Genomic DNA, 11,970 nt, shown 5'->3' with positions numbered 1-11,970 from the left:
GTCAGGGAATTTGCACGCCTTCAGCCAACAGCATGTCGATCAGGCGAATCAGCGGCAGGCCGATCAGGCTGGTGGCGTCAGGGCCTTCGGTGGATTGAAACAGGCTCACGCCCAGTCCTTCAGCCTTGAAGCTGCCCGCACAATCGTAGGGCTGCTCCAGTCGCAGGTAGCGCTCAATGCGCGCCTGATCGAGTTGGCGCATGTGCACGGTGAACGGCACACAGTCGACCTGGCATTGGCCGGTCTGGCTGTTAAGCAGAGCCAGGCCGGTGAGGAACGTTACGCTGGCGCCACTGGCAGCCATCAGTTGCTCGCGAGCCTTCTCGAAGGTATGCGGCTTGCCGATGATCTGCTCGCCGAGCACGGCAACCTGGTCCGAGCCGATAATCAGATGGGCGGGATAGCTGTCAGCCAATGCCCGGGCTTTTTGTTCGGCGAGGCGCTTGACCAGTTCGATCGCCGATTCGCCCGGGCGGTGACTTTCATCGATATCCGGCGAGCTGCAGACGAACGGCAGGTGCAGGCGGGCGAGCAATTCCCGACGATAGGTCGAGCTTGAAGCGAGTAATAAAGGCAGCATTCGCGTCTCCTGAGGCAGGTGCGAATTCTAGCGGAGGCACGCAAGTGACGGACAGGGCACAATTTCCTTTGACATGGGTGGGTGCATCCCTATAATGCTGCGCCTATGTTGAATGACCCGATTCCACCTCACGTTGACCCGCGCAAATTGGCTGACCGTGGCACCACCCTTCAAGGTGAACTGCTGCTGGCCGATTTGAAGAGACTCTGCGACCCGCTTTCCGACGATGTCGGTACGGTGCAGGCGAAATTCGTTTTTGAACGAGATGAACGTAAATCTGTGGTGATCCACAGCTTTATCGACACCGAGGTCAAAATGGTTTGCCAGCGTTGTCTTGAGCTGGTCACCCTGCCGATCCACAGCGAATGCAGTTACGCTGTAGTGAAGGAGGGTGCGAATACCCAGTCGTTACCGAAAGGTTATGACGTGCTGGAACTGGGCGAAGATCCATTGGATCTGCAGTCACTGGTCGAGGAAGAGCTTTTGCTTGCCTTGCCTATTGTGCCTGCTCATCATCCGGAAGAATGCCAGCAGCCGGCGGGAGCAGATGAGCCCGAACCGAGCGAGGACGAGGTAACGCGGTCCAACCCGTTCAGTGTATTGGCGCAGTTAAAGCGTGACCCAAACGTTTAGGAGTTAATCAATTATGGCTGTTCAGCAGAACAAAAAATCCCGCTCTGCCCGTGACATGCGCCGTTCGCACGACGCTCTCGAGGCTAGCACCCTGTCTGTAGAAAAAACCACTGGTGAAGTTCACCTGCGTCACCACGTATCGCCAGAAGGCGTATACCGTGGCCGTAAAGTGATCGACAAGGGCGCTGACGAGTAATCACTTGTCCGCTCAAGTCATCGCGATTGACGCAATGGGCGGGGACTTCGGTCCCCGCAGCATTGTTCAGGCCAGCCTCGCTTGCCTGTCTGCTACGCCCTCGCTGCACCTGACCCTCGTCGGTCAACCCTCCCTTCTTGAAGAATTGATCCACGGCCAATCGGCTGCCGATCGCGCGCGCCTGACGATTGTTGCGGCCAGCGAAGTCATCACCATGGACGAAAAACCGACACAGGCGTTGCGTGGCAAGCCGGACTCGTCGATGCGTGTTGCTCTGGAGTTGGTGCGTGATGGCAAGGCTCAAGCCTGTGTCAGTGCCGGCAATACTGGCGCGCTGATGGCGTTGTCGCGATTCGTGCTGAAGACGTTGCCGGGTATCGATCGTCCGGCGATGGTTGCCGCGATTCCGACGCAGAAGGGTTATTGCCAGTTGCTCGATCTGGGCGCCAATGTCGATTGCAGTGCCGAACATCTGCTGCAGTTTGCGGTGATGGGTTCTGTTGCGGCGCAAACGCTGGGCATCCATCGCCCGCGCGTCGCGCTGCTGAACATCGGTACCGAAGACATCAAGGGCAATCAGCAGGTCAAGCTGGCTGCGACGCTATTGCAGGCTGCGCGCGGCATCAACTACATCGGCTTTATCGAAGGCGACGGCTTGTATCGTGGCGAAGCTGATGTGGTGGTGTGTGATGGATTTGTCGGCAACATCCTGCTCAAGTCCAGTGAAGGTCTGGCGACGATGATTGCTGCGCGTATCGAGGCGCTGTTCAAAAAGAATCTGGCCTCTCGTGTCGTGGGGGCGTTGGCGTTGCCGCTGATGAAGCGTTTGCAGGCGGATCTGGCGCCGGCACGACATAACGGCGCAAGCTTTCTCGGCTTGCAGGGTATCGTGGTGAAAAGCCACGGTTCGGCCGGTGTTCAGGGCTTTCAGAGTGCTATTTCCCGTGCGCTGATCGAGATTCAGGAAAATCTTCCCGAGCGTCTCCATGGCCGTCTGGAGGATTTGTTATCTTAGGCGTTTTCGTCGGACAATGCTTAAATGTGACCGCCCGGTTCAAAGGGCCATCCAACTGTCAGTTTCTTGCGTCCCCAGTGGGGCGCCATTTTCCGACGACAAGATCATTAGGGGCTTGTTACATGTCTGCTTCCCTCGCATTCGTCTTTCCAGGACAAGGTTCGCAGTCCCTCGGCATGCTGGCCGAGCTGGGCGCGGAATATCCGTTGATCCTCGAAACTTTCAAAGAAGCCTCTGAGGCTCTGGGCTATGACCTGTGGGCGCTGACCCAGCAGGGCCCGGAAGAGCTGCTCAATCAAACCGATAAAACCCAACCGGCCATTCTGACCGCTTCGATCGCCCTGTGGCGTCTGTGGCTGGCTGAAGGTGGTGCGCGTCCGGCTTTTGTTGCCGGTCACAGCCTGGGTGAATACAGCGCTCTGGTTGCTGCCGGCAGCCTGACACTGGCTGATGCGGTGAAGCTCGTCGAGCGTCGCGGTCAGTTGATGCAGGAAGCTGTTCCGGCCGGGCAGGGCGGCATGGCTGCCATCCTCGGTCTGGAAGATGCTGATGTGCTGGCTGCCTGTGCCGAAGCGGCGCAAGGTGAAGTGGTCAGCGCGGTCAACTTCAACTCGCCGGGCCAAGTGGTCATTGCCGGAGCCAAGGCTGCCGTCGAGCGCGCCATCGAAGGCTGCAAGGCGCGTGGTGCCAAGCGTGCCATGCCGCTGCCGGTGAGCGTGCCGTCGCACTGCGAGCTGATGCGTCCGGCCGCCGAGCGCTTTGCCGAATCCATCGCCGCCATCGACTGGCAGGCGCCGCAGATCCCGGTGGTACAGAACGTCAGCGCGCAAGTGCCGGCTGATCTGGAAACCCTCAAGCGTGATCTGCTCGAACAACTGTACAAGCCCGTGCGCTGGGTCGAGTCGGTACAGACTCTCGCTGCCAAAGGCGCGACCAATCTGGTCGAATGCGGCCCGGGCAAAGTCCTGGCCGGCCTGAACAAGCGTTGCGCCGAAGGCGTGGCGACTTCCAACCTCAATACCCCAGACGCTTTCGCTGCCGCTCGCGCAGCGCAAGCCTGAATCAGGAGAAACTTGCATGAGTCTGCAAGGTAAAGTTGCACTGGTCACCGGTGCAAGCCGCGGCATCGGCCAGGCTATCGCGCTGGAACTGGGTCGTCAGGGCGCCATCGTCATTGGCACCGCGACTTCCGCTTCGGGTGCCGAGCGTATCGCTGCGACCCTGAAGGAAAACGGTATTCAGGGCGCTGGCTTCGAACTCAATGTCACCAGCGATGAATCGGTCAGTGCAGTGCTGGCGGGTATTCAGGAACAGTTCGGTGCGCCAGTGGCAATCCTGGTCAATAATGCCGGCATCACCCGCGATAACCTGATGATGCGCATGAAAGACGACGAGTGGTACGACGTAATCGATACCAACCTGAACAGTCTGTATCGCCTGTCCAAGGGCGTTCTGCGCGGTATGACCAAGGCGCGCTGGGGCCGAATTATCAGTATTGGCTCGGTGGTGGGTGCCATGGGCAACGCTGGCCAAGTAAACTATGCAGCCGCCAAGGCCGGTCTGGAAGGTTTCAGCCGTGCGATGGCGCGTGAAGTCGGTTCGCGTTCGATTACGGTCAACTCGGTAACCCCAGGGTTTATCGACACCGATATGACGCGCGAACTGCCTGAAGCACAGCGTGAAGCCTTGCAGACGCAGATTCCGCTGGGTCGTCTGGGGCAAGCTCAAGAGATCGCGTCTGTGGTCGCTTTTCTTGCATCCGACGGTGCGGCATACGTCACTGGGGCTACAATCCCGGTGAACGGTGGGATGTACATGTAAGTAAAATGTGACGGATTGCTTCAAAAAAATGTCATACGAGCTGTCTAAAATCCGTTATAAAGCTGCAATCTATTTATAGGCAGAGGGCTGCAGGGTTTGAGGAGTGAAGCTTTCAGTTGAAAAACTGAAAAGTCTTTCTATACACTTACCCACTGGCCAGCTGCCTGAATTTGTCCATTAGGAGTGAAAACAAGGTATGAGCACCATCGAAGAGCGCGTCAAGAAAATCGTTGCCGAGCAACTGGGTGTTAAAGAAGAAGAAGTGGTCAACACCGCTTCCTTCGTAGAAGACCTGGGTGCCGACTCCCTTGACACCGTTGAGCTGGTGATGGCTCTGGAAGAGGAATTCGAGACCGAAATCCCTGACGAAGAAGCTGAAAAGATCACTACTGTACAAGCTGCAATCGACTACGTTACTAGCCACCAGGCGTAATAGTTTGTAATCGTTGTTTGCTGTCATGGAAAAACCGCACTGCCATCATGGCGTGCGGTTTTTTCTTTAGGCCTGATGCAAAATCGTCATTTGAAAAAGGAGAGTGCTGTGTCGCGTAGACGCGTCGTAGTCACCGGTATGGGTATGTTGTCGCCACTGGGCACGGATGTGCCGAGCAGTTGGCAGGGCATTCTGGCTGGCCGCAGTGGCATTGGTCTGATCGAACACACCGACCTTTCTGCCTATTCCACCCGCTTTGGCGGCTCGGTAAAGGGCTTCAATGTCGAGGAATACCTGTCGGTCAAGGAAGCGCGCAAGCTCGACCTGTTCATTCAGTACGGTCTCGCTGCCGGCTTTCAGGCTGTACGCAACGCTGGTCTGGAAGTCACCGACGCCAACCGTGAACGCATTGGCGTGGCCATGGGTTCGGGAATCGGCGGTCTGACCAACATCGAAGAAACCAGCCGTACCCTGCATGAGACGGGCCCGCGTCGAATCTCGCCATTCTTCGTACCTGGCTCGATCATCAATATGATTTCCGGTTTCCTGTCCATCCACCTGGGGGCACAGGGACCTAACTACGCCATCGCCACTGCATGTACCACCGGTACGCACTGCATCGGCATGGCGGCGCGCAACATCATGTACGACGAAGCCGACGTGATGATTGCCGGCGGTGCCGAAATGGCCGCATGCGGTCTGGGCATGGGTGGCTTCGGCGCGTCCCGTGCGCTGTCGACCCGCAATGACGAACCGACTCGCGCCAGCCGTCCATGGGACAAGGGCCGTGATGGTTTCGTCCTGTCCGACGGTGCCGGTGCACTGGTTCTCGAAGAGCTGGAACACGCCAAGGCGCGCGGCGCGACCATCTATGCCGAACTCATCGGCTTTGGCACCAGTGGCGACGCGTTCCATATGACCTCGCCACCTGCCGATGGCGCCGGTGCAGCACGCTGCATCACCAACGCGCTGCGTGATGCGAAGATCAACGCCGATCAAGTGCAATACATTAACGCTCACGGTACTTCGACTTCGGCCGGCGACCTCGCCGAAGCCAATGCGATCAAGACCGTGTTCGGTGATCACGCCTACAAACTGGCAGTGAGCTCGACCAAATCGATGACCGGTCACCTGTTAGGTGCGGCGGGCGCGGTTGAAGCGATCTTCAGCGTTCTTGCGATCAACAGCCAAGTGGCACCGCCGACCATCAACCTCGATGAGCCGGATGAAGGCTGCGATCTCGATTTCGTGCCGCACACTGCGCGCAACATGGACATCGATGTCGTGCTGTCCAACTCCTTCGGTTTTGGCGGCACCAACGGCACCTTGGCGTTCCGTCGGTTCGCAGGCTGATGGACAGCTGGGTCGACGGTCAACCGGCTGACGCTCTGTCGCTGAAAGATCGCGGCCTGGCTTACGGCGACGGTCTGTTCGAGACCATCGCCGTGCGTGATGGACAGCCGATCCTGCTGGATCGGCACCTGACGCGTCTGGCCGATGGTTGTTCGCGTCTGGCCATCGCCGCCGATATCGAACGGGTTCGCCACGAGCTGCTGAGTTATGCGGCAGCGATGGGCGAGGGTGTACTCAAGCTGATCCTCACCCGTGGCGACGGTCTGCGCGGTTACGCACCTGATCCGGCGGCGCCTGGCCGATGTATTCTGCAAGGCAATCCTCCGGCAGCTTATCCCGCTGTGCATGCTGAACAAGGCATTCGTCTGTTTCCGTGTAACACGCGACTCTCCATACAGCCTTTACTGGCTGGACTCAAACACCTCAATCGACTGGAACAAGTCATCGCCCGTGCCGAATGGCAGGACAGCGAGCACGCCGAAGGCTTGATGCTTGATCAGGCCGGTCGAGTGATCGAAGGGGTGTTCAGTAATGTGTTTCTGGTGCGCGACGGTGTATTGATCACGCCGGATCTGAAACGCTGCGGCGTTGCCGGTGTGATGCGCGCCGAAATATTGTTTCAGGCCGAGTCACTGGCCATTCCCACGCAGATCGCCGACATCAGCCTCGAACAGCTGCAATGGGCCGATGAAGTGTTTGTCTGCAACAGCGTGTATGGCGTCTGGCCGGTACGCGCCTACGCTGCACTGAGCTGGCCGGTTGGCCCGCTCACCCGTAAACTGCAAACCATTGCCCGCGCCCTACTGGATGCCTGATTTGTGAGACGTAAACTTTTGCTGCTGCTGGAAACCGGACTGGTTCTGGCAGGGCTGTTGATGGGCGCCAGCGCCTGGAAGATTCACTCCGCGCTGGAACAGCCTCTGAACATCACGCAGGAAGAACTGCTGGATGTGCCGAAAGGCTCCACTCCGACCCGTACGTTCCTTTCCCTCGAAACCGATGGCGTCATCAAGGACGCATTCTGGTTGCGAGTCTATTGGCGCTTCAATCTCGCCGGTACACCGATCCATAGCGGCGAATACCGTATGCAGCCGGGCATGACCGTCAACGGTCTGATCGACTTGTGGAAGCGCGGTGAAGTGGTCCAGTACAGCCTGACGCTGGTCGAGGGCTGGAATTTTCATCAAGTGCGCGCGGCGTTGGCCAAAGACGACAAGGTCGAGCAGACCCTCAACGGTTTGAGCGACAGCGACGTCATGGCGAAGATTGGTCATAAAGGGTTGTTCCCGGAGGGCCGTTTCTTCCCGGACACTTACCGCTTTGTGCGCGGCATGTCCGATGCCGAACTGCTAAAGAAAGCCTTTGATCGCCTCGATGAAGTGCTGGCGAAAGAGTGGGAAAGTCGTTCTGCCGATGTGCCGTATACCGAACCCTATCAAGCGCTGATCATGGCGTCGCTGGTCGAAAAGGAAACCGGTGTACCGCAGGAGCGTGGGCAGATTGCCGGTGTCTTCGTGCGTCGCATGGCCCTGGGCATGCAGTTGCAGACCGACCCGACCGTCATCTATGGTCTGGGCGATCGCTACACCGGCAAGCTGACTCGGGCGCATTTGAAAGAGCCGACGCCTTACAACACCTACGTAATTCCCGGCCTGCCACCGACTCCGATTGCGATGGTCGGGCGTGAAGCGATTCACGCGGCACTGAATCCTGTGGACGGCACCAGTCTTTACTTCGTTGCACGTGGCGATGGCAGCCATGTCTTCTCTGACGATCTGGATGCACACAATAACGCGGTGCGTGAGTACCAGCTCAAGCGCCGTGCCGATTACCGTTCCAGCCCGGCGCCGGCGATAACCCCTGAAGCCGCTCCGGCTGCCGAGGAGGCGATTCCTGCCGCCTCTCCGGATACCGCCCCGGAAGCGTTGCCGCAAGTTACGCCTCAGGAGCCTGCGCCGGCTCCAGAAGCCGCCGCCCCACAAAACACGCAATGACTTTGATTAAGGACTGCCTGTGACTGGCTTGTTTATTACCCTGGAAGGCCCGGAAGGCGCCGGCAAAAGCACTAACCGCGAATACCTTGCCGAGCGCCTGCGCGCCGCCGGTATCGAAGTGGTGCTGACCCGCGAGCCGGGTGGCACGCCATTGGCCGAGCGGATTCGCGAAGTGCTGCTGGCGCCGGCCGACGAGGTCATGAACCCGGACGCCGAGTTGTTGCTGGTATTCGCCGCGCGCGCTCAGCACCTGGCTGAAGTGATTCGACCGGCGCTGGCCCGGGGTGCGGTAGTGCTGTGTGATCGTTTCACCGATTCCACGTACGCCTATCAGGGCGGCGGTCGCGGTTTGTCGCTGGAGCGCATCGCCACACTGGAAACTTTCGTGCAGGGCGACCTGCGTCCGGATCTGACGCTGATTTTCGATCTGCCGGTAGAAATCGGCCTGGCCCGCGCCAGTGCCCGTGGCCGTCTGGATCGTTTCGAACTGGAAGGCCGGGCGTTTTTCGAGGCTGTACGCAATGCGTTTCTGAAGCGCGCCGAAGCCGATCCCGCGCGCTATGTGCGCATCGATGCCGGTCAGCCACTGGCCAAGGTTCAACAATCGCTGGATACCCTGATTCCGAATTTGCTGGAGCTGGCCCGTGGCTGAGGCCTATCCATGGCAGGACAGCCTCTGGCAGCAACTGGCCGGGCGTAAGCAGCACGCCCACGCCTATCTGCTGCATGGCCCGGCCGGCATCGGCAAACGTGCGCTGGCCGAACGCTTGATGGCCAGCCTGTTGTGCCAGCGGCCGACGCCGGAAGCCTGCGGCGAGTGCAAATCCTGCCTGCTGCTCAAGGCCGGCAGTCACCCCGATAATTACATTCTCGAACCGGAAGAAGCCGATAAGGCGATCAAGGTCGATCAGGTCCGCGATCTGGTCAGCTTCGTGGTGCAGACCGCGCAACTGGGCGGGCGCAAAGTGGTGCTGATCGAGCCGGTCGAGTCGATGAACATCAATGCCGCCAACGCCTTGCTCAAGAGCCTTGAAGAGCCTTCCGGCGATACCGTTCTGCTGTTGGTCAGCCACCAGACCAGCCGCTTGCTGCCAACGATCAAGAGCCGTTGCGTGCAGCAGGCCTGTCCGCTGCCGGGCGAGGCGATGAGCCTGCAATGGCTGGCTCAGGCACTGCCGGACTGCTCCGAAGACGAACGTGTCGAACTGCTGACGCTGGCCGCCGGCTCACCGTTGATGGCGGTCAGTCTGCAATCCCAGGGCGTGCGTGAACAACGCGCGCAAGTGGTCGAGGGCGTGAAGAAGTTGCTCAAGCAGCAGCAATCGCCGACGCAACTGGCTGAGGAGTGGAAAAGCATTCCGATGCTGCGTCTGTTTGACTGGTTCTGCGATTGGTCGAGCCTGATCCTGCGTTATCAATTGACTCAGGATGAAGCAGGGCTCGGTCTGACCGACATGCGCAAAGTCGTGCAATACCTGGCGCAGAAAAGTGCGCAAGGCAAAGTCCTCGAGATTCAGGACTGGATTCTCGCCCAGCGCCAGAAAGTCATGAGCAAAGCCAACCTCAATCCGGCCTTGCTGCTGGAAGCGTTGTTGGTGCAATGGGCGGGATTGCCTGGTCAAAGATAAGAATGTGTACCTAGACTCTGAACGTCAGCAGTGGAGGTCAACATGAATGAATCCGTCAGCCCTGGGCCGCGCAACGGCATTTTGTCCCTGAACATCAAGGACAAGTCGGTGCTCTACGCCGCTTATATGCCGTTTATCAAGAACGGTGGCTTGTTCATCCCGACCAACAAGAGTTACCGCTTGGGCGATGAGGTGTTCATGCTGCTCAACCTGATGGACGAGGCCGAGAAGATCCCGGTGGCCGGCAAGGTCGCGTGGATCACCCCCAAAGGGGCGCAAGGCAATCGCGCTGCCGGTGTTGGCGTACAGTTCAACGATGGCGACAACACGGCGCGCAGTCGCATCGAAACCCATCTGGCCGGAGCGCTTAAATCCGACCGTCCCACTCATACGATGTAAGTAGCCGTCTTTTTATGCTTGTAGATTCCCATTGTCACCTTGATCGCCTCGACCTCGCCGCCCATGACGGCTCGCTGGATGCTGCACTGGATGCGGCCCGTGAGCGCGGAGTAGGGCACTTCTTGTGCATCGGCGTGAGTGCCGATAACGCCGCCGACGTCAAAGCCCTGGCTGAGCGTTTTGACGATGTCGATTGTTCGGTCGGCGTGCATCCGCTCGATGTACAACCCGGTGCGGCGCCAGCGCTGGACTGGCTGTTGCACGAACTCAATCACTCGAAAGTCGTGGCGATTGGTGAGACCGGCCTCGATTATCACTATGAGCCGGAAGCCGCCGAACTGCAGCAGGAGTCGTTCCGTCTGCACCTGCAAGCGGCGCAGCAGACCGGCAAACCGGTGATCATCCACACCCGTGGCGCGCGTGCCGATACCCTTGAATTGCTGCGCGAAGCGGCGTTGCCTCAGGCCGGTGTGCTGCATTGCTTCACCGAAGACTGGGGCATGGCCAAGGCTGCACTTGACATGGGTTATTACATTTCCCTGTCGGGTATTGTCACGTTCCGCAATGCTGATGCGTTGCGCGACGTCGCGAGCAAGGTCCCGGTGGATCGCTTGCTGGTGGAAACCGATTCACCGTATCTGGCACCGATCCCTTATCGCGGCAAGCCGAACCTGCCGCAGTACGTGCGTGAAGTGGCGGAGTTTCTGGCGATGCTGCGTGGGGAAAACTACGAGCGTTTTGCCGAGCAGACAACCGAGAACTTCAAGCGTCTGTTCCCGCTGGCCTGTGTTAAATCTGCCCTGTAGGCCTTAGCCAAATCGCAGGCAAAAAAAACCCGGGTTCTGGGGGGTGAATCCGGGTTAAGACCATTAGGAGTAAAACAAAGGCACGCGGTCCCTTGGTACCTTTACCGGCACGACACTTGGGGGAGATGTCGCCCGACAGTTCAAGTATTGATCAGTCTGGCGTGCAGTCCAGTTAGCCGGTCGGGGTTTTTAAACAAATTTGGAATACGTTCGCTTCAGTTGAGTTCTCATTGCGCCCAAAACGTTCTCAAAATGAACATGAAACACAGATATGGTCGGATGATCCGTGCATTTTTGCGCAAGTTAGGCATAATACGCGGCTTCGAATTTTGACCCTTCAGACCTTTTCTTATGCACAAAGAACCTCGTAAGGTCCGTGAGTTTCGTCGCCGCGAGCAAGAAATTCTCGATACCGCGCTCAAGCTGTTCCTCGACCAAGGTGAAGACAGTGTCACCGTCGAGATGATTGCTGATGCCGTGGGTATCGGCAAAGGCACGATCTACAAGCACTTCAAATCCAAGGCCGAGATCTATCTGCGCCTCATGCTCGATTACGAGCGCGATTTGAACGAGCTGCTGCATTCGGCCGATGTCGACAAGGACAAGGAAGCGCTGTCCCGCGCCTACTTCGAATTCCGCATGCGCGACCCGCAGCGTTATCGCCTGTTCGACCGTCTCGAAGAGAAGGTCGTCAAAGGCAATCAGGTGCCGGAAATGGTCGAGGAGTTGCACAAGATCCGTGCCTCGAACTTCGAACGCCTGACCCTGTTGATCAAGGGCCGCATCAGCGAAGGCAAGCTCGAAGACGTGCCGCCATACTTCCACTACTGCGCGTCCTGGGCGCTGGTGCACGGCGCTGTTGCGCTGTATCACTCGCCGTTCTGGAGCAATGTGCTGGAAGATCAGGAAGGTTTCTTCCAATTCCTGATGGACATTGGCGTGCGCATGGGCAACAAACGCAAGCGTGACCCGGAAACGCCAAGCAGCTGAGCCATTCAGCCGCCTTATTGCGCCATGATTTCGCTACATGACGCAGTAACGCAGGAATATACTCAGGCATAGGGCTTGCTAAAACTTGATTTGTGAGTCAAGTTTTAGCAGCTCGATTTTCT

At 58.4% G+C, this 11,970-nt stretch carries 15 protein-coding genes; 14 read left to right on the top strand and 1 reads right to left on the bottom strand.

The window, feature by feature from the left end; genetic code table 11:
* Position 1: 1 nt before the first annotated feature.
* Positions 2-580 (bottom strand): Maf family protein, encoded by a 579-nt coding sequence (locus AB4O01_RS12145; protein ID WP_116256273.1) that lies wholly within the window; start codon positions 578-580, stop codon positions 2-4.
* Between the two features lie 105 nt (positions 581-685).
* Here AB4O01_RS12145 and AB4O01_RS12140 point away from each other — a divergent pair, with 105 nt between their 5' ends.
* The 14 genes from AB4O01_RS12140 (at position 686) to AB4O01_RS12075 (ending at position 11,848) form a co-directional block, all read left to right on the top strand.
* Positions 686-1,213, top strand: coding sequence for a YceD family protein (locus AB4O01_RS12140; RefSeq protein WP_038364482.1), 528 nt, complete (start codon positions 686-688; stop codon positions 1,211-1,213).
* Positions 1,214-1,226: 13 nt separating this feature from the next.
* A complete protein-coding gene (rpmF, locus tag AB4O01_RS12135; RefSeq protein ID WP_003179396.1) occupies positions 1,227-1,409 on the top strand; it encodes a 50S ribosomal protein L32 in 183 nt (60 codons plus the stop codon).
* Positions 1,410-1,413: 4 nt separating this feature from the next.
* Positions 1,414-2,424 (top strand): phosphate acyltransferase PlsX, encoded by a 1,011-nt coding sequence (gene plsX, locus AB4O01_RS12130; RefSeq protein WP_095125201.1) that lies wholly within the window; start codon positions 1,414-1,416, stop codon positions 2,422-2,424.
* A 122-nt stretch (positions 2,425-2,546) separates the two neighbouring features.
* Positions 2,547-3,485 (top strand): ACP S-malonyltransferase, encoded by a 939-nt coding sequence (fabD, locus tag AB4O01_RS12125; RefSeq protein WP_034155355.1) that lies wholly within the window; start codon positions 2,547-2,549, stop codon positions 3,483-3,485.
* 16 nt (positions 3,486-3,501) lie between these two features.
* A complete protein-coding gene (gene fabG / locus AB4O01_RS12120; RefSeq protein ID WP_034155354.1) occupies positions 3,502-4,245 on the top strand; it encodes a 3-oxoacyl-ACP reductase FabG in 744 nt (247 codons plus the stop codon).
* A gap of 196 nt (positions 4,246-4,441) precedes the next feature.
* A complete protein-coding gene (gene acpP / locus AB4O01_RS12115) occupies positions 4,442-4,678 on the top strand; it encodes an acyl carrier protein (protein ID WP_003175607.1) in 237 nt (78 codons plus the stop codon).
* Between the two features lie 108 nt (positions 4,679-4,786).
* Complete coding sequence (gene fabF, locus AB4O01_RS12110) at positions 4,787-6,031, top strand: beta-ketoacyl-ACP synthase II (protein ID WP_093435430.1); 1,245 nt, start codon at positions 4,787-4,789, stop codon at positions 6,029-6,031.
* On the top strand, positions 6,031-6,846 hold the full coding sequence (gene pabC / locus AB4O01_RS12105; protein ID WP_460091896.1) for an aminodeoxychorismate lyase: 816 nt from the start codon (positions 6,031-6,033) through the stop codon (positions 6,844-6,846). The genes fabF and pabC overlap by 1 nt, the downstream gene beginning before the upstream one ends.
* Before the next feature lie 3 nt (positions 6,847-6,849).
* Positions 6,850-8,025, top strand: coding sequence for an endolytic transglycosylase MltG (mltG, locus tag AB4O01_RS12100; protein WP_116256275.1), 1,176 nt, complete (start codon positions 6,850-6,852; stop codon positions 8,023-8,025).
* A gap of 19 nt (positions 8,026-8,044) precedes the next feature.
* Positions 8,045-8,677 carry a dTMP kinase gene (gene tmk, locus AB4O01_RS12095; protein ID WP_093435422.1) on the top strand — a complete coding sequence of 211 codons (633 nt, stop codon included), beginning with the start codon at positions 8,045-8,047 and terminating at the stop codon, positions 8,675-8,677.
* Positions 8,670-9,653: a DNA polymerase III subunit delta' gene (locus tag AB4O01_RS12090; protein WP_095048608.1), complete on the top strand. Its 984-nt coding sequence runs from the start codon at positions 8,670-8,672 to the stop codon at positions 9,651-9,653. The genes tmk and AB4O01_RS12090 overlap by 8 nt, the downstream gene beginning before the upstream one ends.
* A 42-nt stretch (positions 9,654-9,695) precedes the next feature.
* On the top strand, positions 9,696-10,052 hold the full coding sequence (locus AB4O01_RS12085; RefSeq protein WP_093435417.1) for a PilZ domain-containing protein: 357 nt from the start codon (positions 9,696-9,698) through the stop codon (positions 10,050-10,052).
* A 14-nt stretch (positions 10,053-10,066) separates the two neighbouring features.
* Complete coding sequence (locus AB4O01_RS12080) at positions 10,067-10,858, top strand: TatD family hydrolase (protein ID WP_460091893.1); 792 nt, start codon at positions 10,067-10,069, stop codon at positions 10,856-10,858.
* 351 nt (positions 10,859-11,209) lie between these two features.
* Positions 11,210-11,848: a TetR/AcrR family transcriptional regulator gene (locus AB4O01_RS12075; protein WP_007908276.1), complete on the top strand. Its 639-nt coding sequence runs from the start codon at positions 11,210-11,212 to the stop codon at positions 11,846-11,848.
* Positions 11,849-11,970 lie beyond the last annotated feature (122 nt).

The organism is Pseudomonas sp. S2_E02 (assembly GCF_054668355.1).
Note: the sequence above shows the minus strand (reverse complement) of the source record. Positions and strands in the feature narration are given on the sequence as shown.